The following is a 23,214-nucleotide window of genomic DNA, read 5'->3' as shown; positions in this document are numbered from 1 at the left end:
TTGGGGTGGCCTGACGGCGTGTGGGCGCCGTTCTCAGCCAGTGTCATGTTGCCGGGTTCGCCAGCCCTTCCACCAGCGTGCCCAAGGCCGCATCCAAGGGAGCCGATCCGACCTTCTCGGGCACCAGTAGCCCATCGATCGCAAGCATGGTCATGCCGTGGATGAGCCCCCACCAAGCTGCTGCCTGGCCTTCTATTGGCCGCTTGCGAATGCTCCCTGCGGCCTGGCCACGCCGAAGGATTTCGAGCGCCACATCGAAGACCGCAAGCGCCCGCTGATTGAGATGTACCCCTTCGGCTTTCTCCTCCCCTGCGCTGAACATCAGGCGGTAGAGAGCCGGGTTGTCCGTTCCGAACGCGACGTAGGCACGAGATATTGGGGCAATTTCGTCGTGCAGAGTTTTGGGCGCTTCAGACTTCGTTGCCGATAGGGTCTCGCGCAGCCGGTCGAAGCCGATCATGGCGAGTTCTGCAAGCAGCGCCGCTTTGTCCGGAAAGTGCTTATAGGGTGCTGCGTGGCTGACGCCAGCCCGGCGCGCTACTTCCCGCAGCGTGAACTGCCAGCCCTTCTCCTCGGCAAGCATGTCCAACGCTGTCTCGATTACCGCGCGACGGAGATCACCGTGGTGATAAGGGCGGTTGGGAGCGTCTTGCATGATGCCTCAAAGTTTCTTGTGGTTACATTGTTGACAGTGGTTACTTAAACGCCTACGTCAAGAGCGAAAGTTTCTCCTGTCTACATTGGAGTGGACCATGAACGCAACCGTAAATACCGCCGACGCCGATCGGCTAGGCAGTCTCCTCGCGGCTCAGCGCGCTGCCTTCCTGCATGAGGGCGCACCGTCGCTGGCGCAGCGACGCGCTGATCTGACTAGGTTCAGGGCCGCGATCATCGGGCACCGCAAACTGATCGAAGAGGCCATCAATGCCGATTTCGGGCATCGCTCGAAGTATGAAACGGCGATCATGGAGGTGGGAGGGGTCGCCGAGGGCACCAAGTATCTGATCCGCAACCTTGCCAAATTCATGGCGCCGACCCGCCGCCACGTTGCTCTGCACATGCGAATGGGCAAGGCCCGCATCGAATACCAGCCGCTTGGCGTCGTTGGCGTGATGTCGCCGTGGAACTATCCGGTAAACCTCGCGCTGATGCCGGTCGTAACTGCTATCGCCGCCGGAAACCGTGTGATGCTGAAGCCCTCGGAGTTCACGCCCGTCACCAATACGCTGCTCGCAAAAATGCTCGGCGAGGTATTCGCCGAAGATCAGTTCGCGATCGTCACTGGCGATACCGCCGTGGGGGCTGCCTTCACGACTTTGCCGTTCGACCACTTGGTCTTTACCGGGAGCACTGCTGTAGGGCGATCGGTGATGAAAGCCGCAAGCGACAACCTCGTTCCGGTCACCCTCGAACTCGGAGGCAAGTCGCCGAGCATCATTGCCAAGGGACACGCCCTCGACCAGGCGGCGGCGTCAATTGCATACGGAAAGCTGCTCAGCGCCGGACAAACCTGCATCGCCCCGGACTACGCACTGGTCCACGAAAGCGAGGTTGACGCATTCGTCAAGGCATATGACCAGAAGGTGGCTTCCTTCTATGCGGATGGTCCGACGAGTGAACATTACACCTCGATCATCAACGAGCGGCACTATGCCCGGCTCCAGGGCTTGATCGACGACGCCCGCTCCAAAGGAGCGCAGATCATCGAGGTCGGCAATCGGCCCGGTGAAGCATCCCTTCGCCTCAACACACTGGCGCCAACCGTGGTGCTTGGCGTCACAGATGACATGCGCATCGCTCATGAGGAAATCTTCGGCCCGGTCCTGCCGATTTTCCCCTGCCGCGACGTCGAAGACGCGATCGCCTACGTGAACGCCCGGCCTCGGCCGCTCGCGCTCTACTATTTCGGTGCCGATGACGAAGACCGGCACAAGGTGCTGAGCCGAACGACCTCCGGCAACGTCACCGTGAACGGCACGATCATGCACATCGCCCAGGATGACCTGCCTTTCGGCGGCGTCGGGGCCAGCGGGATGGGCGCATATCATGGCATCGAAGGCTTCCGTACCCTCAGCCATGCCAAGGGGATCTACGAACAGGGGCGTTGGAACCTCTCCAACCTTCTTCGCGCGCCCTTCAGACAGCCGATCGATACCATCCTCAACGTGATGCTCCGGTGACCAGCATGCCGTCATCAAATCAAGCTCGGGAGCAAGAACATGACCAATGACACGTCGTTGCTATTACGCGGCTCATGCGAATGCGGCGCGTGCTCGTTCGAGGTGCTTGCGGCCCCGAAGGGCAGATTCCGGTGCCACTGCATGATCTGCCAGGCGTTCAACGGCAAACCGTTTGCGGATGTGATCGCTGTCCGCAGCAGGGATGTCGTGCTGAAAAACGCCGGCAATATCTCATTCAAGAAATACCGGCCCCCGCCGAACTTCAATCGCGGGGTCTGCCGGACCTGCGGCAAGCCCGTTGTGGAGGTTGCCGGCTTCGGGCCTTTCAAGGTGATGTTCATCCCGGCGAGCAACTTTGAGCCTGAGGCCCGGCTGCCGCCGGTTCGGTTCGACATGTTCTATCATCGTCGAGTGCTGGACATGCCCGATAGCGTGCCCAAATACAGCGGCTATCTCGCGAGCGAGCTGGCGGTGGGGAAACTGATTATGGGTGGCTTGTAGAGGGCCGGCTAAAGTACCCTTCGCGCGGAAACGCTCGTGAAGGGCGGCTTTCATTGGATTTCAAAGCTGCAAAAAAGTACTGTCAGACCGGGATGACGGCACTTAAAAGGGAAAATCGCCGAATACGAACGCCGTTTCGAGATATGATGCCGCGCCCTTGGCAGGATAGAATCAATCTCCAAGCTATCCGCGGCGGTTAAGGCGCTATCCTCAAGGCCTTCAGTTCTTGTACTGCCTGCGAAACTTGATCGGGGTGAAACCGGTTTCGCGGCTGAAAAACTTGGCAAAATTGGTTGCCTCCTCGAAACCGAGGCCCTCTGCAATGAGGTAGATAGGCCTGTTGGTATGGACCAGGAGCCGTTTGGCTTCCAAGGCGATGCGAGCCGCGATGGCGTTTTTGGCGCTTTGCCCGGTCGCCTCCAACGCCGCTCGCGTCAGGCTTTTCTCGGTACAGCCTAGAGCTGCCGCATAGGCGGATACCCGATGCCAATCGGCATAGTTTCGTTCGACCAGCCTGCGGAACCTGGCATAACGCTGCACACCCGGGCTTTGTGCCACGTCGATGCCCATGTGCTGATCCTGCAGGATGGCAAGGCGCAGAAGCAGCGCACAAAGTTCGTATCTCAGGAGCGCGTGTATATCCTTGGGCGGGGCGGGGCTCGCGGCGTCCCGCTGCATCCTGGCGATCGCCTCCTTCACAGCGCCGAAATCGGCAGCGATCAGGGATAGGTGATCCGGTAACCGATCCAGACTCAGGACAGGCAGCAGATCGGCAGTCGCCTGCGTCTCCGATGGGAGGAATTCTGCGCGGAACAGGACCATCCATCCGTCCCAACCTTTATCACTACCGAAACTGTGAACCTGCCCGGGCCTCAAGACGAGGAGGGATCCAGCCGCGCAATTGACCGGCTGGAAGTCCACGACCTGGGTCACCGCACCTTCGGTCACGCAGATCAGGGTGTGGAAGGAATAATGGTACAGCGCCAGGATCTGCTCGGAGCTCACCCGGCGCCGCAAGTCCGAAAAACGAAATATCTCAACATCCAGATCGCGCCCACTCGGACGGTAATTCAGTTGATCAAGCTTCGCTCGGCTCTTTGTCATTCGCGTTGCGCCAATCCCGATCAGGCATGTCCGATAAGTATCATATTTCGGCGCCTATGAACCACGACAGAATGGCATTCCACCCATTATTATCACTCTTATGAGCTGCGAAGGACACTTCGCAGCAGGTTCCAACATCTGCAAATGAGAGACCGAAATGACCACTATCGACATCGGAAAAGCTTATATCAAAGCCGTCCAGACCGGCGATCAGGCCACGCTTGGCGAACTGCTTTCGCCCCAGATCATTTGGCATCAGCCGGGCAATAACCAGTTCTCGGGCACCAAGAACGGCATTGCCGAATTTGGTGCCATGATGGGCGCCATGATGGCAAAGTCTGGTGGTAGTTTCGCGATCACCCATGCCCATCGTTATCTCGCCAACGGGGATCTCGTTGCCATCGAGATAGAGTTCGCGGGTCAACGCGAAGGCGCCAAGGTCGACCAGTCCGGTATCGATCTGCTGCGCGTGCAGGACGGCAAGATCGTCGAAGTCTGGCTGTTCTCCTCCGATCCGGAAGAAGAGGACCAGTTCTGGGGCAAATAAGTCACCGCATCTGGAGCAGCGGGACGAAAGTGGCCCTGCTCCAACGACTTGTCCATTTTCCAGGGAGCTTCGCGACGAGCGCGAACAACAAGCAGATCGTCACCGACGCCTACCGACGCCTACCAGCGAATTTTCGGTGATTTGGACGGCTCTGAAGTAGACAACAACATGAGCACCAAACGTTCGTCCGCATACGACACGTTACCTTCAACGACAGAATACGAATTCCCACGCCAGGCGACGCTAAATCCCTACTCCCACTCTATTATTTTTTCTGCACCAAGCATTTGTTTTTATTGACGAAAATTATTTCATGCGCTCCATGCTCCGTGGAGGGGAACGTCAAAAAGTTAGCCTTATGATTTTACAGCGGTTTTCGATGCAGCTGCCGCACTAAAAATTCTGTGGACTATCGATATCTATCGACCATTTCGCGGGGTGCCGTAGGCGGCGAAGGTCGAATCTAGCCCGCCAACAAAGTACCGTCAAAACGGATAAAATCAATACACCCTCTCCCGTCCTGGGTTGGGGGATGGGGGTAGTGCCCACGCGTAAAAGGCAGGGGTTGAAAGGATGACGATGGTTCTCGCGAACAGGAATAGCCAAAGCTGTCGGCTTGCAATCAGCGACCCTGTTCCAGACGATTGTTCATAATGAACGCCATCGACTTTCGCCGGACGGATAGGGCCGGCATTTGCGAACTGCATAATCGCAGCTACCACCTTAGAAAGCGTCGGCCGGCAAAATACCCGGCAATGGCCACAATCAGTATGGCGATTGGATACCAGGTTGCGACGAACAACGGACTGTCGTCGGGGCAATTGGAGGCGTAAAGGGTGGCTGCAATACCGGCGGATGCCAATGCCGCGATTGCCCCAGCCTGACCGGGGTGATCCGGCGCACCATGGCGCATCACCAGAAAGAGGAATACGGTCGGCGCTAACGAAAGGATCGGGATGACCGTCAGGCAATGCAACGCATTGTGGCCAACCAGTCTGCTTCCCCAAAGATCGGCCGGGGTGACAATCATCTCGATGGCGGCGGCGGCGATCAGCAGCGCTGGTGCGAGCAGCAACAACCAGCGCCCGGCCGTTGCGCCGTGCCCTGGACGGATAAGGCTCTCCATCAGCGATGCCGCCACAAAAAACAGCGCCAGGGTGGCGATGAACTTGAATGCGAAACGCACAGTCAAGATGGCTTGAGCAAAATCAGGTCGAACACCCAGGACCGAAAAGAACACCAATCCCGCCATCAATGCGCCAGCAGCTGTCGCCAGAGCAAGCGCCCTCGTGAGGTTGACGGGCCGCCGTGTGTCCTCTGATATCAGATTGATCAGGTCTTCCGTGTTCACTCAAGTACTCCGTGTGCGGCCGGCCCGACGAGAACCGTTCCGCTTTGTTGCGCAACCTTACCCAGGATTGGCTATCTTAGCATCATCAATCAGGTTGCCATATCCGCAAGCGGATCTCGACCTCGCGTTCGACAAAACGCCATTCTTCAGTCGCACGCAATCGAAGGAGCATGGCATCAAATTGGGGGGCATCTTCCTCCGCGAATTCGAACCAGGTGAGAAAATCAAAAGGCTCGCCAAGATCACGACTGTGATAGAGTCGTCTAGCGACGGCAGGCAAATAGTCCATCCCGATCTGAAAATGCGCCGACCTCTCCTGAATGATGGCCCTGCGCTCGTCCTGTGCAAGAGACCACCAAAGATCCGACTTGCGGATCGGGATCAAGACCGCGAGGCATGCCGCTTTGCGGCCCAACGGAGGTTGGCGTTCTCCGAGCCGATCGAGCTCGACACGGGTCGTGTATCGCGCGCTGCCGGCTGTTCCGCGCAGAACCCAGGCCGCTGAATCGGGTAATATGACCTGATTGGTGTCCATGACACCAAGACGAGGCGCAACATCCAGACCCTTACCAGCAATGGCGCGCGTTGCCTCGACCTGCCATTGGCCACTCTCACCAGCCACGAAGTATGTCGGCTTTACCATCATGACCTACCAGCGCAACAGTCTGTGGCCAAGCAGAGCACCGGTTCCGGCAACCATCGAAATGGCGATGGGGTACCACAACATTACAAAGAGCGGGCTGTCATCATCGCAATTGGCTGCGTAGAATGTCGCCGCGATCCCTGCCGCGACGAGCCCGGCAACAGCTCCGGCGACCGCGGGTCGGGTGGGGGCAGCGTATCGAAGCGCGTAGAGAAAACAGGCAAGAGGACCGACCGATAAGAAAGGGATAATCGTAAGGCAGAGGCTGGAATTGTGCCCGATCATGCGCGTCGCCCATGTCTCCGACGGCATGACCAACAGTTCAAAGATTGCCGCTGCACTTATCAACAGAGCTGGAACCGTCAAGCCCAATGCCATCAACCGAACCGGGACGCCCGGTCTTCCGATCCGGAACATGACCAGCCCACCGGTCAAGCCGAGAGATCCTGTGATCACGAATTTGAACAGGAAGCGGCCGGTCTCGATGGCCGTGCCGAAGTCCGCACGCAAGCCGATGGCGGCAAAGAACAAAATGGCGGCGATCAATGTGGCGGCTGTGGCAGCATGCATCAGGGCATGATCAAGATTCAGTCGAACCGGCGTATCCTGCACGAGCAGGTCGATCAATTCGTCAGTCTTCATGTCGCGCGCGCCGAATAAAGAGCAGCCAACCCCTTCAATGCCCTATGCAGGGAAACACGAACCGCCACCTCTGTCATTTCCAGCCGATCGGCGGTTTCCCGAACACTCGACCCTTCAATCGATATCGATTGAACGATCGTTCGTTGCGGATCCTTGAGCTTGCCCAGAATCTGTTCGATATCGATGCGATCCGAGGCTGCGATGCGTTCGTCTGTTTTGAGTGTTGCAATGACGTCCTCAAGCGGTACCGACTGCCTGCCACGGCGCCGCAGGCTATCGACCACCTTGTTGCGAACGATTGCCGATAGCCATGGCCCCAAAGGCCGTGACGGATCCCAGGTCCCCCGCTTGAGATGGATAGTAAGCAGCACTTCCTGAACCACGTCCTCAGCCTCGCTGGCCGGCGCACCGAACTGGTCACAACGCTTCCGCGCCATCACCCGTAAATGTGGTGTGAGGGCCGTCAGGAATTTGTGATAGGCATGGCTGTCGCCCGCAATCGCGGAACGCAACCAGGATGCCCATTCCTTCTCACGCGCCAGATCGTTCACCCGACATATCCTTCTTCGGCGGTTCTCGTGCAATTGTTACAGAGATCAGCCAGATTTTTTTGCGTGTGAGATATCAAGCCAAAGCGTGCAAGCATTTGAACGTTCATGTCATCGATCGTGAGATAAGATTGTCTGACTGTGATTGGGGTTCCAGCAGTGCAAAAATGGGCCGGATAAGACCTTCCAGAAGGTCTCGTTCAGGACGCGTGCGCGCAAGCACACGAATACCAAGCAGCGTGCCGAGCAACGTGCCGGCCATGTCCGATGCATTTTGGCAACGATTGATGGATCCGTCTTTCTGGCCACTTTCGATGCAGCGCCTGAAGAAAGCCTCAACCTGCACCAGGACTTGAGCCACCACCCGCTGAAACTCATCATCATGTGGTGCGACCTCGAGCGCGGAATTGACCAGCATGCAGCCTTTCCGCTTGGTATCACTCAACGACCGGTCGATAATTTCGTTGAAAAATGCGCCAATCGCCTCACGCGGCGGTTTCGTCTCAAACCGGCCGACACGGTCGCCGAAGCTCCGTTCGACATAGAAATCGAGCGCTTTGCGATAAAATGCGCGCTTGTCGCCAAAGGCATTGTAGATGCTTGCGGTGGTCAGCCCGATTGCCTGGGCCAGATCGCGGATTGACGTTGCCTCGTAGCCGTGTTCCCAAAACCGCTCCACAGCCAGCAGCAATACTTTTTCTTCATCAAATTCTCTGGGTCTGGCCATATATCCTGTCTCCCAGAACATGGATTGAACGGGCGACTGCCCAGGGGCTGTTGCCAATCCATTTTAGAACATATGATCTAAAACTCAACCCATGCGGTTCGACCTTTGACTGCTTTCTACTTCATCAATCTCAGCGTCAGGCTGTTAAGGGCGGAGAGCAGCCCGACAACGGCAACCCCGAAGATCACGTAGCGCAGCTCCTCGAACGGGGTGCCGCTCAGATAGCCCAGACCATACTGCCATGCGAGAATGATCATGATGATAGCAATCAGCGCCAGCAAAAGACCGAACAGATGGCGCCAGAATCCTCTGACATTCCGGGTCATGCTCCCGCCTTCTCGCTGAAACTGTCGATCTTGAAAATCAGCAGATCGTCGCGGCGTTCGATATCGCCTTCGAGCACCACCGGTAAACCGGTCTTGTCAAGCAAGGCCGCCGGCATCGGTCCTCCGTCCTTGGAAGCGAGAAGAAAGAAGATGTGGCCGTCCACGGGTGAAGTGGAAACGAAGACGGGTGGAACACCTCCGGAAATACACAGATTGGCGCAGGCCTTGTGCGCAAGGCCAGTCCCCGGCTTCATGGCGCCGGCACTGCATTTTCCATCACAGATCTCGCCCGTCAAACGCCACCGACCGAGATTCTCCGGCACGGACGTAACCGGCAGGGCCGGCATTTGCGGATCGCCTGCTTTCAGGTCGTCTTCGCCGCCGATCAGCAGCATGACCAGGTCTCCACGCTTAACGAAGATGCCACCGGCCTGTGCGGTTTTGCCCGCAAGTGGCAGCGCCCTGTCGTCTACCCCGAACTTGCCCGAGCCCGCCAGCATGACAGCGCGCGCGGGCTTTGTGCCGTCGGCGGGAATGCGAAGAATTGGATAGGGTTTCACCTCCATGGTGCCGATCAAATGCGCTCCGGAGAGCCCATCTGCATAACTGCCGGCCCCTGGACTTTCGGTATTAAGGGACAGCAACGCCGAGGTCGTCGCCATGGCGGCAATGAAGAACACGATGAACCCGATCATCAGCAACCTGACATCGGCTGGGACTTTCTTGAAGTAACCGACAAAAAATCCTCGTTCGACGGGCCTCAGCATCAAACTGTTCCTCCATTCTTCGGCGCGGCAGCCGCGGGAAGCAACTCTGCTGGGATGGTCAACGGCTCCAGTTTTGTGCCGAGAGGCAAGGGTTCCGGATCAACCAGAATGCTCGATCCCTCCAGGCGAAGGCGATATTTGCGGATCCGCTCGCGGAACGGCGGCGGTGAACAACCGTCCTCGGGGCGATACTGATAGCCATGCCAAGGGCAGGTGATAAAGCCGATGACGACCTTGCCTTCGCCGACGGGGCCGTTCTGGTGCGAGCAGATATTGGATACGGCTGAAAGACCACCCTTTGAACGGAAGACGGCAATGCGCTCGCCGCCCGGTGCCATCCCGATGATCGCCCTGCCTTCGGCAATCTCGCTGACATCGCCGACGATCACCCAAGGCGCCTCGGTGGCCTTTCGCGACGCAGCCGCGTCAGCCGACGTCTCCCGCCGACCTGCGATAAGGTGCAGGACGCACAGCGTAGCCAATCCGCCGAGCGACAAAAATGCCAAAGCAAGATCCCGGCGATCGATCAGAGCGCCGAACGCCACATGCAGGATGACCGCAACGTAGGCGAAGTAGACGCTTATGTGGATCGCCTTCCACACCGGCGGTGTCAGGAAGGAAAGCCAGAAATCGTGGCTCGTTACCGCAAGGACCGCCAGAATGACGAGCGCGAAGACGCCGAAGAGTTCGAAAGGAAAGCCAGCGATGCTCGTGAAGCTGGTATTGCTGGTGAAGAGCGCCGTGAGCTGTGGTGTTGGACTAAAGGAGAAATACCATCCGAGCACATAGTAGGCGTGCGTGGCTGCAATGATCGCGGTCATCACGCCAAAATGGCGGCGATTGTAGAGGAGCGGAACGAAACGGGCATCGATCCGCGCCAGCGGCCCGATTGCGAGGACGATGGTCAGCATCAGCAAGGCCAGCGACCCGAAGGCACGCATCCGTTGGATCGGCAGGTCGGTATCCCGGAGTGCGGAGGATATGACTGGGCCGAGCCGCAGGAAAATAAGGATGTAGATGAAGATCCCGGCCAGCATGACCGCGTCATAGATGACCTTGGTCTTGTTCCAGATGACTGGCTTGTAGGATAGGCTCACGGTTGCTTATCCCCCTGTGTTGCGGTGGCATCCAGGCGCACAGCCGGCGCATCGGCCGGCAGTTTCGGAACGCTAGCAAAGATAACAATAAGCATGATCGGGATAACGACCGCGATGCCTGTCCAGATCACTGTGTGCGCGCGACGGTGACGGCGTTGCATGCTAGCGTTCTCCCCTGGAAAGTCTGGTCCACCGCCAGACGACCAGCGGCCAGAGGAGAACGAGCCCGGGGATAAGGAGCGGCCGGACCGCATAGGCATCACGCGCTCCCGGATCGACCTTGTCGAATCCGAACAGCAGAAAGGCGACGGCGATGGCAAGACCGATGCCGGCCCAAAGCATCAATCCTGCGGAGACGGGATCGGAGATCGAAACCATGGGACCCTCAGATGCGGCCGGTCGCCGGTATGGCCGCACCAGTGACGATGCCTGCTGCAGGCGAAATGAGGAACCCGATAAGCTTGGCGATATCCATTGGCTGAATCCAGCTGTTCGTCTTCGCATTCGGCATCACTGAGCGGTTTTGCGGCGTGTCGATCGTGCCCGGCAAAATACAGTTGGCGGTAATGCGCTTGTCGCGGTTTTCCGCGGCGATCGCTTCCGTAAGCCGGATCACCGCCCCTTTGGATGCTGCATAGGCGGCTTGATTGGCGCCGGCCTTTAGTCCAGGCGCCGCCGCGACATGGACGATGCGGCCGTAGTCTGCCTGATGCATCGGTTTCAGGACCGCCGCACTAATTGCATAAGCCGTTCTGGCATTCATCTGAAACAACCGGTCCCACTGGTGCACGCCCATCTCGTCGACCGGTCCTGTCTGGAAGCCGCCGACGGTATTGGCGAGCGCGTCGAGCCGGCCAAATCTCGCGAGCGTTTTTTCGACCGCTTCCTGGCATGACGTCAAATCGGCGAGATCCATGCCGCCGATCAGCAGGATTTCGCTATTCTCGGGCAGGCTCTCTGCCAATTTCTCCAGGGCTTCCGAATTATGCTCGACACAGACGAGCCGCGTACCGTTCGCCGCAAGCTCCCTGACGACGGCGCTTCCTAGGTTTCCTGCTGCGCCTGTAACCATGACAACGGGGCTTGTTCCTGTTGCTTCACTCATGATGGTCCCGCCCTTTCGAGTTGAGGCCGCCTGCAAAGGCCAGCCCCGGTAATTCGCGGCACCACATGGTTTTGTTACATGTGTTTTCGAAAAATTCCCGCCCTCTATGCCACGTCAGGAAATTTTGGCGCGACTGCGAAAAAGTTCAGGACCGACTGTAACGAACCACCTGACGCGACCGTAAAGGTCTCTGTCGGACGAAGGGTAATGGGATCTCGAGGGTTCCCGATCGGCGTCCTCCTGAAGGAGCAAACGAATGAAGCGCGATGCTTACGGTCTCATGACCAGCACTGACAGCAACGAGGCACAACGGGCATTCGAGAATGCCGTTTTTGGTCTGGCGGCGCATCGGCCAAGTACTGGCGTGGCCATCCAGTCAACTTTGGCAGCCGACCCCCATCATGTTGCCGGCCATGCGCTGAAGGGCTTTGCAAATCTGATATTGGCGCGGTCGGAGCTCGACCAACCGGCTGCCAAGGCACTCGTTGATGCGCAGGCAGCGCTAGTGGTCAGAGGCGGAGGAACCGGTGACGAGCGCATCCTTGTGAAAGCACTGGAGGCCGCCGTCGAAGGCTCGTTTTCGCGTGCGACGGATATTCTCGACGACGGTTTCGAGGATCGGTCGGTGACGTTCTTGCCCTTTAAGATTTCGCAGGCTCTGCGTTTCATGCTTGGAGATGCCCGCGGCATGCTGCGGGCCAGCACACGTGCAGTCGCGCGCCTTGAGGCCGGCACGACGGCGAGGGGCTTTATACTTGGTTGTCATGCGTTTTCGCTTGAAGAGCATGGTCGGTATGCCGAGGCGCTTGCCGCGGGACAGCTTGCGGTTGCTCTGCAGCCCGATGATTCCTGGGGCCTTCACGCCGTCTCGCATGTCTTCGAGATGCGAGGGGATACGGAAGAAGGCATTGACTGGCTCGAGGCGAACCGCAAAGCCTGGTCGCGCTGCAACAATTTCTCTTTTCATATGGCTTGGCATCTCGGTCTGCTACACTTGGAACGCGGCGATCATGATCGGGTGCTGCAGATCTACGACGACGACGTTCGCCCACAGCAAACCGATGATTTCCGAGACATGGCGAATGCTGTCTCGCTCCTGTGGCGGATGGAGCAATCGGGAGCTCATGTCGGTGATCGCTGGACCGATCTGGCAGAAATGGCCCATCGTCGAAAGACAGACACGACCTTGATTTTTGCGGCTCTGCACAATCTCGCCGCCATGGTTGCCGTTGGCGACCGCGATGGAACTGTGGAGCTTGTATCGCATATAGAAGCCAAGGCGCTTGGCATGGATGACCAGGGCCGCGTCGCCGCCGAGATCGGTGTACCGATGGCGCGCGTTCTCACGGGTCTCGATGCTCCGGCGGACCGCCACATGCTCGAACGCATGGTGGCGAACCTGCCAAAGATCGGCGGCAGCAACGCACAGCGCGACTTCTTCGTCCTCGCGCTCGCCAGGGCGATGGCGACCGATGGCAATAATGTCGGTGTTTCGCGTATCGGCCAAATTCGCCAGCGGCTGAAGGCCGACGACCGATTGTTCAAGTCCATCGAACATTCGGTTGGCATGCGTTTGTCTGCCTGATCTCACCTCAAAGAAAGGAAAAACACGATGTCCATGATGGAAATGCAAAAGACGAGCGTCTTCCCTGAAATTCAACCAAGCCTCGGCCGGACGATTATTCTTTCCGGACTTGCCGCCAATATTACCTGGGAAATCTGGGCACGGCTGATCACCCCACTGTGGGTTGGCGGGCCACTGGAGCCGGCTGCTCTCGTTCAATCGGTGTTCGGGTTCAACAATTTGTTTCTGGCCGAAGCGATCCACGCGATCGTGGGCATCGTTTTTTATCCGATCGGCTACCTGTTCATCGCCCGCCCGTTGCAGCGGCTGATCGTCCCCAAGCTGCCGTTACTATTGACGGGTATCGGCTTCGGCATCGGTCTTTGGATCTTTGCCCTTTACGTCATGGCACACCTGTTTGGCGGCCAACCGGCATTTCTCGGTTTTGTTACTCTCACCTGGGCATCGCTGATCGGCCACATGCTGTTTGGTACGGTCGTCGCGTTCGTCGTCCGCCGCATGGAACATTAGACCCGTTGTGGGACTAGGCCTGCCCGGTTCCGTGAGCCACCGGGCAGGTTTTCTAACCGTGCAAGGGTCCAGTTGCCAGTGAGCGCTGAGCACTGCCCATTTCACCTGATTCGAGAGATTGATAGTGACCGCCGAAAGCTTCTTAACGCCGAGAGTTGCCGACATCGTCGCCAGCACGCTTCATGCCCACGGCGTCCGTCATGCCTTTGGCATGCCCGGCGGAGAAGTGGTCACGCTGATAGACGGCCTGGAGGCCTCGGGTATTGCCTTTCATCTTGCGCGTCATGAAACCGCGGCGGCGATCATGGCGGCAGGCGCAAGCGCGATGACGCAAAACCCGGAACTTCTCGTGACGACCGTTGGGCCGGGCCTTGCCAATGCGGTCAACGGCATCGCCGACGCTGCCCAGGAGCGCGTGCCTTTGATCGTCATATCCGGCATTGTCGACCGTTCGACCCGCGCGCGTTACACCCATCAGGTGATCGACCATGCGCAGTTGCTGCGACCGCTGGTCAAGGCTTCTTTCGAAATCGAGCCCGAGAGCGCTGCTTCCACGGTCGCTCGTGCACTCGCGCTTGCCCTGACAAAGCCGATGGGTCCCGTCCATCTCGACCTGTCTCCGGCGACGGCTGCCGCGGTCTCGCCAACCTTGAACGTCATTTCGCCTCCGAAGCTTCTGAAGTCCTCGGTAACAATGACGGATCCAGTTGTTCACACACTTTCCGAAAGGATTGGCCGGGCGCAACGACCGCTTTTTATCGCTGGTCTTGACGCTGTGCGAGATAATGCCGGTCCGGCACTCCAGCACCTGGTCGAAAAAATTGGCGCACCGGTTATCACGACATATAAGGCCAAGGGCATCATCCCGGAGGGCCACCCGCTGTCGCTTGGCGCCGCCGGATTGTCACCGCTGGCGGATCAAATTCTTCTGAACCTGGTCCGGGATTCGGATCTGGTCCTGTCAATTGGATATGACCCAATCGAAATGCGGCTCGGCTGGCTGGATTTCGTCGGAGATCCAGCCAAGCTGGTGGAGATTTCCGATACCGCTACGGACCACGGCATGCATCATGGCGGAACCAGAATCCAGGCTGCACCTCGCGCTTTTCTACAGGCCTTGGCTGATGTTCACGCGGGGCACAAGACCTGGACAGCTGGCGAACCTGTCGCCGTGAAAAACGAACTTGCCCGTTTATTCGCAAGCGATGATAGCTGGGGGGCCCACGCAATCATCGAGGCGCTCAATGCGGCTGCCGGTCAGGAATCGATCGTCACTGTCGACAGCGGGGCGCATCGGATCCTCCTGTCGCAGAAGTGGGTGGCGCCGCGGTCGATGTCATTGCTGCAATCGGCGGGCTTTTGCACCATGAACGCGGCCTTGCCGCTTGCGATCGGTGCCAAGGTCGCCGATCCATCACGTCCGGTTTTCGCGGTGATGGGCGACGGCGGCCTTGAGATGGGAATCGGCGAACTCGCTACGCTACGCGATCTTAATCTTCCTATCACCATCGTGCTTTTTCAGGACCGAAGCCTGGCGTTGATTGCTCTGAAGCAGGCATCCGCCGGCCTGAAATCGGCCGGCGTCACGCTCGGCGAAACTGACTTTGCCGCCGTCGCACGAGGTTTCGGCGGCTATGGCGTCAATGTGGAGAATTGTAATGACTTCCGTAACGAGCTTGAGGCAGCCCGCGAGCGCGAAGGCTTCACCCTCATCGCCTGCAAGTTCGATGCAGGCGCCTACGACGGCGCCTTCTGAACGCACCCAGGCGACAGGTTCAACCCCTCAGAAGCTCAAGCGTCCCCGTGATCCGCGGCTCGACTTTTTCCGTGGTGTCGGCATGCTGATTATCCTTCTGGCCCATATCCCGAACAACGGGTGGGCGCTGTGGATTCCGGCGCGCTTCGGTTTTTCCGACGCCACGGAAATGTTCGTCTTCCAGTCGGGAATGGCCTCGGCCATCGCCTTCGGCTCGACCTTCGACCGCAGCGGCGCGGTTGTGCTCATTGCCCGCGTCGCTCAACGTGTCTGGCAGATATTTTGGACCCACATTGCCGTCTTTGTCGTCGTTGCCGCCATCATGGTCGTCGCCGGAACCCGCTATGACGGGGTCGCTTATGTCGACAGTCTCAACCTCGTACCCTTCGTGAAGAACCCGGGCAATCTTCTCGTCGGCCTGCTGACGCTCAGTTATGTGCCGAACTATTTCGATATCCTGCCGATGTACATCGTCATTCTGGCGTTGATGCCAGCAATGATCCTTGCATCAAAGCTCCACCGCTTTCTGCCATTCGCCATGATGGTTGCCTTATGGCTGGCGACCCAGTTCGACCTGACCGGGCTGCCGGCGGAACCCTGGTCGGATCGCCGATGGTTCTTTAATCCCTTTGGATGGCAGTTGCTGTTTTTCACCGGTTTCTTCCTGATGCGCGGCAGCCTTCCGGCCCCCGGCTTCGACCGCAGGTTGATGGCGGTTGCGGTTGTCGTCGTGATCCTGACCGTGCCGTTTGCCTGGGTGTGGTTCCAACAAGCGCATCCAGCCTTCCAAATGGCCGCCAGCAAGCTTTTCCCACTCACCGACAAGACCGACTTCGGCCTGCTGCGCTTCGTTCATTTCATGGCGCTCTGCTACATCGCCGTGCATCTCGTCGGTAAGAAAGGCTCCCGGCTGCGTGGCCCTGCCGTGCGCGTTCTGACGGTCGTTGGCCAGCAATCGCTCGCCGTCTTCATCACCGGTATTGTGATTGCCCAGCCGATCGGTGTCGCGCTTGATCATGCCGGTCGCACCACTTCTGCAGAGGCAATTGGAAACCTGATTGGCTTCGGCGTGCTGATAGGAACCGCCTATCTCGTACGCTGGTTCAAGAGTTCGCCCTGGAAATCGTGAGAATCCCTTATGTCTGACCATCAAAAACCCGCCAGCCTCGAAGGTCTGCGCATCCTCGACCTGTCGCGGATTCTCGCCGGACCGACCTGCACGCAGTTGCTCGCCGATCTCGGGGCCGATGTCATCAAGGTCGAGCGCCCTGATACTGGCGACGACACGCGCAGCTGGGGACCGCCCTTCGTGCCGGATGCCGATGGCAGCGACAGTGATCTCAGCGCCTATTTCCTGTCCGCTAACCGCAACAAGCGATCGATAGCCATCGATCTCGGCAGCGATGAAGGCGTTACGCTTGTCAAGCGGCTGGCGGCTGTCTCGGACGTGGTGATCGAAAACTACAAGCCGGGCGTTCTCGACCGGCGCGGACTGGGCTATGAGGATATTCGCAAGATCAAACCGGATATCGTCTGGTGTGCGATTTCCGGTTTTGGTCAAACCGGACCCTATGCCGAGAGAACCGGCTATGATTTTCTCGTCCAGGCGATGGGCGGCATCATGAGCATCACCGGCGAAAGCGATACGGCCGGTGGCCGGCCCCTCAAGGTCGGCCTCGGCATTGCCGATGTCATGTGCGGCATGTATGCGACCGTCGGCATCCTCGCCGCTTTGCGCCATCGCGACCGCACGGGCGAAGGCCAGTATATCGATCTGGCGCTTTATGACACGCAAGTTGCCTGGCTTATCAATGCCGCGACGAACCATCTGGTTTCGGGAAAGGTGCCAGGGCGGATCGGCAACCGGCATCCCAACATCGCTCCCTACCAGACCTTCGCAACGGCTGCTGGAGACATCGCCATCGCAGTCGGAAACGATCGGCAGTTCGCCCGCTTCTGTACGGCGATCGGCCGTCCTGATCTGGCGGGCGACGAGCGGTTTCGCCATAACCGTGATCGCGTTGTAAATATCGATGCACTGGACCCGCTTGTGACCGAGGCCCTAAAAGCCGATACCGCCGAACGCTGGGAGCAGCGGCTTGTCGCTGCCGAAATCCCCGCAGGCCGGGTCGCCACGATCGATCAGGTCGTGGCCAATCCGCATACCTTGGCGCGCGAAATGGTGATGACCATGGAAACCGTAGACGGACAAACCGTCCGCCTCCTCGGCAATCCGCTGAAGATGTCTGCAACTCCGGTTCGCTTTGATCGGGCGCCGCCGCATGTCGATCAGGACAAGGACGATATCCTCCGGGAGCTCACGAGGCTCGAAGCCACGCGCGGAACTTAAATCGTCGTGGGCTCGCCCGTCAGGGTATGCGGTCCCGATACCAAAACGCTGCACCTGGTCTCTATCACCCACCTGCTCTTCGAACGACGAGTACCGCTGTTCAGCCAAATCGACGCCTATCAGCCATCATCGCGTCAAGAAGCGCAAACAGCGGGCACGCCGCAACGATCGATGATCGCTTTAAGAATACGCAGTGATAGTTTTGTGCCAGCCCCATGGCCTATCGTCGTTTTTCCGACGAATGTATTTCTAAAACGGCAAGTTTATCAGAGAATAGATATGACATATACTGAAAATCTTTGGCTTTTCTTTTCACTTTTATTCGGCATCGTCATCGTTCCGGGCGTGGATATGATTTTCGTACTGGCAAACGCGCTGACACATGGTCGATCCGCGGGTCTTTTCGCCACGGCCGGTATCATCGTTGGCAGCCTCGTGCATTCCCTATTTGCGGCTCTGGGCGTCGGCCTCTTTGCCAGCCTCATGCCTGTGCTGTTTCGGCCGCTTCTGATCGTCGGTGCGCTTTATATGGCCTGGATAGGGTTCACTCTGATGCGGAGTTCGATCACCGTCGACCAAGTCCGCGCGACAGATGCCCGCTCGAATGGGGAGGCGTTTCGCCGCGGCATCGTATCCTGCCTGATGAATCCGAAGGCGTATCTGTTCATGCTGGCAGTCTACCCGCAGTTTCTGCGTCCTGATTTCGGCCCGCTTGCGCCACAGGCTGCGGTCATGGCTGCGATGACAGCCGCAACTCTCTTATTCGTCTATGGCGGACTGTCTGTGGCTGCGGGTCGGGCGCGAGAAGTTCTCGTTGGCAACGGTACTGCAACGATCTGGGTCGGGCGGGCCGCAGGCCTGCTTCTGATCCTCGTTTCGCTTGTAACTCTTTGGGAAGGCGTCTCGGGCGGCACCCGATAATGAGACAAGTCATCGGAGTCCGTCACGGCGGGACGGAGCAGCGCAAGATATCCGCAAGACCGGGCCGAAAGTCGAGACAACCAAGCCGAATACATGCGTGCCAAATCCAGAGGAGCTCCCCGTGATGGCGAATTGCTGCTGCTCGGAATCGCCTGATGCGGGCGGTGTGGCTACAAACGGCAGGAGGTTGGCTAACCCCGTCGAAGTTATCATCCGTCAAAAGCTCATTCGTCCCGAGGGTTCCGCCAATGCCACCACCTCTCCGGCCGTTCACGAAAATTCCGGGACGAGTGCGGCAGCCGCTTCCTGTATCGCCTGCCAGACCATTTCTATATCGCTCGCAGCCGTCGTTATTGTGCCGATCGAGACGCGGACCATCCAATGCCCGGCCGCCGTTGCCGGCGTGATATAGGCCTGGCCCGAGGTATTGACCGCGTGCGCCCAGGCGCGAGTGAAATCATCGAGACGGTCGGACGCCACAGACTTCGGCCGATAAACAATACAGACGGTCTGCAGAACGACGGGCGCGATAATCTCCCAATCAGGGGTGGCTTCCACCTTCGACCGAAGATCCTGAGCCAGGCTGATGTCTCGCCGCAACCTGGCTTGCAACCCTGATACGCCCTGTTCGCGTATGGCGAACCACAGTTTCAAAGCCCTGAACCTTCGTCCCAAGGGAATACCGGTATTGCGTAGGTTACGCACTTTTTCGTCGGCACTCGATTGAAGGAAGCTCGGATCGGCAGACATCACCCGAAGCAGATGAGGCTCGTCTCGGACGAAATAGAGCGAGCAATCAAAAGGGACTCCCAGCCACTTGTGCGCGTTTATAACCACGCTGTCTGCGTCCTCGATACCGTCCCACATCCAACGCAACTCCGGCAGGATCATCGCGTTTCCGGCCATGGCTGCATCAACGTGGAGCCACAAGCCGTGTCTGCGTGCGATGTCAGCGACGCTGGATAACGGATCGATGGACACGGTGGCGGTCCCACCGACGGCCGCGACGATCGCACAGGGAGTGGATCCGGAGTGGATATCCGCGGCGATGGCATGCTCGAGCGCCGAAGGATGCATCGCGAAATTGGGGTCGGTATCAACCATGCGGACATTCTCACGACCGAATCCCGCCAGCAGTGCCGCTTTTTCCACCGACGAATGGGCGCTCGCCGACGTGTAGATTGTGAGTGGCCGGTGTTCAGCTTGCAGGCCGCGCCGCGCAAGAGAAAATCTTGTCGTCCTCTCCCGAGCACAAAGCAAAGCGACCAAAGTGCTCGTTGATGCCGTGTCGTTGATAACGCCAAACCACGCCGACGATAGACCAACCATTTGCCTGAACCAGTCGACCGTAACCTCCTCGATCTCAGTCACCGCGGGCGATGACTGCCAGGATAAACCTAGCACCCCGAGGCCACTGCTCACCAGATCGCCCAGAATACCCGAGCCAAGCGAGTTAGAGGGGAAGTAGCCAAAGAACCGTGGGTGTTGCCAATGCGAAATATTCGGAAGAACGACCTTGTCGAGATCAGCGATTATCTGGTCAAAACCCTCAGCTTCTGCCGGCGGTACGGCAGGAAGCATCGCTTTGACATCACCCGGCCGTGTCCCAGGTTGGACCGGATAGTTAGATATCTTCGCATGATAGTCCGCGAGCCAGTCAATGATTTCATGACCTCTCTGCCGGAATTCTTCGGGTGTCATGTAGATCTCCTGCTTGTGCTTAAAAATTCGTGATGTAATTGCGAGCTTTCGAAAAGGTATCTCACGCGACTCCGTATGTTCTCCTTCTCGGACACACTTTCCTGATCATCTGCTCCATGCGGGTGTCGGCCGTGCGCGATATCTCCCAGTGAGCCTAGCGGCGATGATCAGCCGTGACATGACATGAGCCTCGGAGTGGGAAGGGGGAGAGCGTTGACGACTTTCGTGTCCTCAGTCGCGGTCGACGAGGATCTTGCTGGCCAGCACGGCGATCTGGTCGCGATGCGCCCAGGCTACCATCACGCTCAGCGCGAAGAGCACGATTGCGGGGACGGGCGAACCCGGCAGCACGAAGAGATGGGTCAAGGTGGCGCCGACCATGATCGCGGCGAGCAGAAGCGCACCGAGCGAGGCCACAGCCGGGACGAGTAGCGCGGCCGCGCCAATCAGCTCGAGTGTTCCGGTCAAATACCGAAACCACTGTCCGAGCCCGATCTGCTCGAAGTTCTGAACCAACATCGGCAGGCCGTAGAGGTTGGCGCTGCCGGCGGCAATGAAGGCCGCAGCAAGGAGAAGCTTGACGCTCCACAGTCCAATTTGACGCCAGCGCGGCGCCGCTTCATTCTTTATCGCCGGGCTGTCTGAATTCTGCATGGTAACTCCTGGTATGGAACAATCAATTCTACGGCTGCGCATGCGTCTGTCTGAACATGAGTTCATTGCGAACACATCGAGAGCGCCACCTTCAATTCCAGCTCCCGGATTTTGCGGTCCTTCTCGGACACTTGCCTGATCATCTGCTCCATGCGGGCGTCCGGCGCGCGCGATATCTCCCAGAATGTCACGGTGAAAATCACAGGCATGGTGGCGGCAGTTTTGTCGTCGATAGCTGCCAGTTGATCTGACTGCTGCGATGGACTTTCCGTCGCGACACGGCCCCAAATATTGAGAGTGCAATCGGCGCCTGCATCGCAGCGGATGAAGGCTTCCAGCGCCGCTTCGCGTCGGACAACGGTGCGGCGAAACGCCGTGCTTTCGACGTGTATGCGAAACGTGGATCCATCGATGACATGGGGAAGCATCGCAACGCTCGAGACGGTCTCGAACACAATCCCGGGGCGTATCCGGGAATAATTGATCGCCAACTCCCGCTGCGCCTGAACCAGATGAGCAATGCTCGGAGTGATCACCTGCCCCCAGATAGCCGCACCTTCTCCGAAATGATGAACGATGGCATGGCCGATATTTGGACATGTAATTGACTGCAGCATGAGGGGGTTCCCTTGTAATCCTCGAACGATCCGTCAGCATCGCGTCGGATCAGGTTTGCGACCTTGCTGCCTGCTAATTCGCGGGAATGCAGGCAGTTGTTACAAAGGATCTTCGTTTTTTTGCAACCCAGTGTTCATTTGGGAAAGCCCACCGCCGTCAGGCCAGCGTCAAGCATATCGGACCGGGCCTCGTGGCCACCGTTGTGGATGCACATGACACTGTCGCCCCGAATGCAGTCGGGGACATCGTCGCACTCGATGCTATCCAGCATGACTTTTTTCGCAGCCTTCATGTCGCATTTGCCACGCTCACGCAGAATGGCCAAGCTTTTGAACGCATCGCCCTGATGGAATTTTGTGCCAATCGCCCGACCGGTGAGCGGAAACGTCTCATCCGCGGTCCCATGAAAATGGATCATTGGAGGAAGATCGGCAACGCAATCATCCGGTTCTGGAAGAGGGTTCCAGAACACGCCGGAGAAAGTAACCATCGCCGCGGTTTTCTCCCCTTGCTGGCAGGCGGTGTACCAAGCCATCGATGCGCCGATGGAAAAACCCCCGATTACCGTCCGGTCCGGGGTAAAACCGTAGCGTTGCCGCAGGTCATCAAAGACATTCGTGATGAACGCTTTTTCATCGCGATCCTGGCGGGGACCGTGAGGAAAAGACCAACTCCCGTCGATGCCATCGACGGCTACATAGGCGAGATGATGCGCGAGCGTCATCTCGACCAGAGGGCGCTGCTGCATCTGCAATCTGGCGGCGCTTTTGAAACCATGGAAATAGACAAAGACGCCGCGAATATCGCCGTCGTGCGGCAACTCGATCCGATAGTTTCCGTCCTTGACGGGACAAGCAGTCTGCGCTCCGCAAAGCATTGCGGAAGAAACAGTAAGAGGCATGACGGCGATGAGGAGGAGAGCAGCGAGCAGGCATGTGCGCATGAAGATATCACCGATCTTATAATGAGAAGTCTGCCAGAGTCCTGGCGCGTGGCGAGCAGTTTGCGCGAGGCATGTTGTAATAGCGTGCGGGGCCGCGTCTTCAATTCTGGTGTGGCGTGCCGGCGCTGGAGGGAAAGTCGGCTCCGGGCCGGGCGGTGATCGGGAAGGAGGTAGAAAGTCCGGTCACAGCAGATATTCGCGCATGGGTCGCTGAGCGTTACATTCGACGGCGAAAAATAATGAGGACTTTGCGCGGGGCCACGACCACGCAATCATGGCCAGCGGCAGAGAGTTGCCGCTGAATGCCGTAGCCACAAGGTCCTGCTTCGTAGCAAAACTTGAGGGTCCGGCCCGACTGCGAAAGCTTGGCTAGCATGCGGCTCAAGGCCGTTGGTGTGTTTACGATCTGGCCAAACGCGCGCACGTCACCGCGCTTACCGCCATCGGCAAGTGCCACCGAAATCGTCTCTTTGTGAACATCCAATCCGATATATGTGATAGTCTCTTCCATGGCCCGTCTCCTATGCATGAGGCTCTGTGCGGGGTCACCTTACGCAACCCTCGATACCTGCATATTGTGAGACGGGTCACCCAGCCGCAGGCGAACATTTAGTCTAGAACTTACTACCCGTCCGACC

General features: G+C 58.3%; 25 protein-coding genes and 1 pseudogene. 9 read left to right on the top strand and 17 right to left on the bottom strand.

Translation table 11 applies throughout. The annotated features are described in order from the left end of the window. Nucleotides 1-43 precede the first annotated feature (43 nt). Complete coding sequence (locus AC1DLT_RS07240; RefSeq protein ID WP_247031615.1) at nt 44-655, bottom strand: TetR/AcrR family transcriptional regulator; 612 nt, start codon at nt 653-655, stop codon at nt 44-46. A gap of 97 nt (nt 656-752) precedes the next feature. Between AC1DLT_RS07240 and AC1DLT_RS07235 the strand changes: the two genes are divergently transcribed. Both AC1DLT_RS07235 and AC1DLT_RS07230 read left to right on the top strand, forming a co-directional pair. After that, entirely contained in the window at nt 753-2,180 is a 1,428-nt protein-coding gene (locus AC1DLT_RS07235; RefSeq protein WP_477486302.1) for a coniferyl aldehyde dehydrogenase, read from the top strand. A 39-nt stretch (nt 2,181-2,219) separates the two neighbouring features. Continuing rightward, nucleotides 2,220-2,681 (top strand): GFA family protein, encoded by a 462-nt coding sequence (locus AC1DLT_RS07230; RefSeq protein ID WP_477486301.1) that lies wholly within the window; start codon nt 2,220-2,222, stop codon nt 2,679-2,681. Between the two features lie 219 nt (nt 2,682-2,900). Here AC1DLT_RS07230 and AC1DLT_RS07225 read toward each other — a convergent pair whose 3' ends face one another. After that, nucleotides 2,901-3,785, bottom strand: coding sequence for a helix-turn-helix domain-containing protein (locus tag AC1DLT_RS07225; protein WP_477486300.1), 885 nt, complete (start codon nt 3,783-3,785; stop codon nt 2,901-2,903). Between the two features lie 157 nt (nt 3,786-3,942). Between AC1DLT_RS07225 and AC1DLT_RS07220 the strand changes: the two genes are divergently transcribed. Then, on the top strand, nt 3,943-4,332 hold the full coding sequence (locus tag AC1DLT_RS07220; RefSeq protein ID WP_247136495.1) for a nuclear transport factor 2 family protein: 390 nt from the start codon (nt 3,943-3,945) through the stop codon (nt 4,330-4,332). Nucleotides 4,333-5,047: 715 nt separating this feature from the next. Here the strand turns inward: AC1DLT_RS07220 and AC1DLT_RS07215 are convergent. The 10 genes from AC1DLT_RS07215 to AC1DLT_RS07170 all read right to left on the bottom strand — a co-directional run bounded on the left by AC1DLT_RS07215 (nt 5,048) and on the right by AC1DLT_RS07170 (nt 11,505). Continuing rightward, the gene (locus AC1DLT_RS07215; protein WP_247136494.1) at nt 5,048-5,683 is read right to left on the bottom strand and encodes an NrsF family protein; all 636 of its coding nucleotides are present in this window, start codon (nt 5,681-5,683) and stop codon (nt 5,048-5,050) included. Nucleotides 5,684-5,768: 85 nt separating this feature from the next. Further along, nucleotides 5,769-6,326: a chlorite dismutase family protein gene (locus AC1DLT_RS07210; protein WP_038549975.1), complete on the bottom strand. Its 558-nt coding sequence runs from the start codon at nt 6,324-6,326 to the stop codon at nt 5,769-5,771. Between the two features lie 6 nt (nt 6,327-6,332). Beyond that, the gene (locus tag AC1DLT_RS07205) at nt 6,333-6,968 is read right to left on the bottom strand and encodes an NrsF family protein (protein ID WP_038548411.1); all 636 of its coding nucleotides are present in this window, start codon (nt 6,966-6,968) and stop codon (nt 6,333-6,335) included. Then, nucleotides 6,965-7,519 carry a sigma-70 family RNA polymerase sigma factor gene (locus tag AC1DLT_RS07200; RefSeq protein WP_477486299.1) on the bottom strand — a complete coding sequence of 185 codons (555 nt, stop codon included), beginning with the start codon at nt 7,517-7,519 and terminating at the stop codon, nt 6,965-6,967. Before AC1DLT_RS07200 ends, AC1DLT_RS07205 begins: the two co-directional genes overlap by 4 nt. A 103-nt stretch (nt 7,520-7,622) precedes the next feature. Further along, nucleotides 7,623-8,243, bottom strand: coding sequence for a TetR/AcrR family transcriptional regulator (locus AC1DLT_RS07195; RefSeq protein ID WP_247136491.1), 621 nt, complete (start codon nt 8,241-8,243; stop codon nt 7,623-7,625). Nucleotides 8,244-8,359: 116 nt separating this feature from the next. Beyond that, nucleotides 8,360-8,569, bottom strand: coding sequence for a hypothetical protein (locus AC1DLT_RS07190; RefSeq protein WP_038548417.1), 210 nt, complete (start codon nt 8,567-8,569; stop codon nt 8,360-8,362). Then, nucleotides 8,566-9,264, bottom strand: a complete 699-nt coding sequence (locus AC1DLT_RS07185) for a hypothetical protein (protein ID WP_477486298.1) — start codon at nt 9,262-9,264, stop codon at nt 8,566-8,568. The genes AC1DLT_RS07190 and AC1DLT_RS07185 overlap by 4 nt, the downstream gene beginning before the upstream one ends. A 71-nt stretch (nt 9,265-9,335) precedes the next feature. After that, the gene (locus tag AC1DLT_RS07180; RefSeq protein WP_477486297.1) at nt 9,336-10,433 is read right to left on the bottom strand and encodes a Rieske 2Fe-2S domain-containing protein; all 1,098 of its coding nucleotides are present in this window, start codon (nt 10,431-10,433) and stop codon (nt 9,336-9,338) included. 162 nt (nt 10,434-10,595) lie between these two features. Then, nucleotides 10,596-10,811 (bottom strand): hypothetical protein, encoded by a 216-nt coding sequence (locus AC1DLT_RS07175; RefSeq protein WP_477486296.1) that lies wholly within the window; start codon nt 10,809-10,811, stop codon nt 10,596-10,598. A 7-nt stretch (nt 10,812-10,818) separates the two neighbouring features. Continuing rightward, complete coding sequence (locus tag AC1DLT_RS07170; RefSeq protein WP_477486493.1) at nt 10,819-11,505, bottom strand: SDR family NAD(P)-dependent oxidoreductase; 687 nt, start codon at nt 11,503-11,505, stop codon at nt 10,819-10,821. A gap of 289 nt (nt 11,506-11,794) precedes the next feature. On the opposite strand from AC1DLT_RS07170, the gene AC1DLT_RS07165 reads away from it, so the two are divergent. The 6 genes from AC1DLT_RS07165 to AC1DLT_RS07140 all read left to right on the top strand — a co-directional run bounded on the left by AC1DLT_RS07165 (nt 11,795) and on the right by AC1DLT_RS07140 (nt 18,660). Next, on the top strand, nt 11,795-13,123 hold the full coding sequence (locus AC1DLT_RS07165) for a tetratricopeptide repeat protein (protein WP_038548433.1): 1,329 nt from the start codon (nt 11,795-11,797) through the stop codon (nt 13,121-13,123). Between the two features lie 27 nt (nt 13,124-13,150). Beyond that, nucleotides 13,151-13,633, top strand: a complete 483-nt coding sequence (locus tag AC1DLT_RS07160; RefSeq protein WP_038548437.1) for a hypothetical protein — start codon at nt 13,151-13,153, stop codon at nt 13,631-13,633. Between the two features lie 124 nt (nt 13,634-13,757). Next, nucleotides 13,758-15,389, top strand: a complete 1,632-nt coding sequence (locus tag AC1DLT_RS07155) for a thiamine pyrophosphate-binding protein (RefSeq protein ID WP_477486295.1) — start codon at nt 13,758-13,760, stop codon at nt 15,387-15,389. Next, on the top strand, nt 15,361-16,518 hold the full coding sequence (locus tag AC1DLT_RS07150) for an OpgC family protein (RefSeq protein WP_477486294.1): 1,158 nt from the start codon (nt 15,361-15,363) through the stop codon (nt 16,516-16,518). The genes AC1DLT_RS07155 and AC1DLT_RS07150 overlap by 29 nt, the downstream gene beginning before the upstream one ends. Nucleotides 16,519-16,527: 9 nt before the next feature. Continuing rightward, nucleotides 16,528-17,739, top strand: coding sequence for a CaiB/BaiF CoA transferase family protein (locus AC1DLT_RS07145; protein ID WP_477486293.1), 1,212 nt, complete (start codon nt 16,528-16,530; stop codon nt 17,737-17,739). A 279-nt stretch (nt 17,740-18,018) separates the two neighbouring features. Then, nucleotides 18,019-18,660 carry a LysE family translocator gene (locus tag AC1DLT_RS07140; RefSeq protein ID WP_020052535.1) on the top strand — a complete coding sequence of 214 codons (642 nt, stop codon included), beginning with the start codon at nt 18,019-18,021 and terminating at the stop codon, nt 18,658-18,660. 270 nt (nt 18,661-18,930) lie between these two features. Here AC1DLT_RS07140 and AC1DLT_RS07135 read toward each other — a convergent pair whose 3' ends face one another. From AC1DLT_RS07135 to AC1DLT_RS07115, 5 genes and pseudogenes are all read right to left on the bottom strand, one after another. Further along, nucleotides 18,931-20,361: a pyridoxal phosphate-dependent decarboxylase family protein gene (locus AC1DLT_RS07135; protein ID WP_247136488.1), complete on the bottom strand. Its 1,431-nt coding sequence runs from the start codon at nt 20,359-20,361 to the stop codon at nt 18,931-18,933. A 231-nt stretch (nt 20,362-20,592) separates the two neighbouring features. Further along, entirely contained in the window at nt 20,593-21,015 is a 423-nt protein-coding gene (locus AC1DLT_RS07130; RefSeq protein WP_477486292.1) for a DoxX family protein, read from the bottom strand. 62 nt (nt 21,016-21,077) lie between these two features. Next, nucleotides 21,078-21,632 (bottom strand): hypothetical protein, encoded by a 555-nt coding sequence (locus tag AC1DLT_RS07125; protein ID WP_247136486.1) that lies wholly within the window; start codon nt 21,630-21,632, stop codon nt 21,078-21,080. A 134-nt stretch (nt 21,633-21,766) separates the two neighbouring features. Next, nucleotides 21,767-22,576, bottom strand: a complete 810-nt coding sequence (locus AC1DLT_RS07120) for a CE1 family esterase (RefSeq protein WP_477486291.1) — start codon at nt 22,574-22,576, stop codon at nt 21,767-21,769. 253 nt (nt 22,577-22,829) lie between these two features. Continuing rightward, a pseudogene (locus AC1DLT_RS07115) lies at nt 22,830-23,087 on the bottom strand (hypothetical protein); the annotation flags it as partial. Nucleotides 23,088-23,214 lie beyond the last annotated feature (127 nt).

The organism is Neorhizobium sp. 05N33, from assembly GCF_056397445.1.
This window is presented reverse-complemented; position numbering and strand designations above follow the sequence as displayed.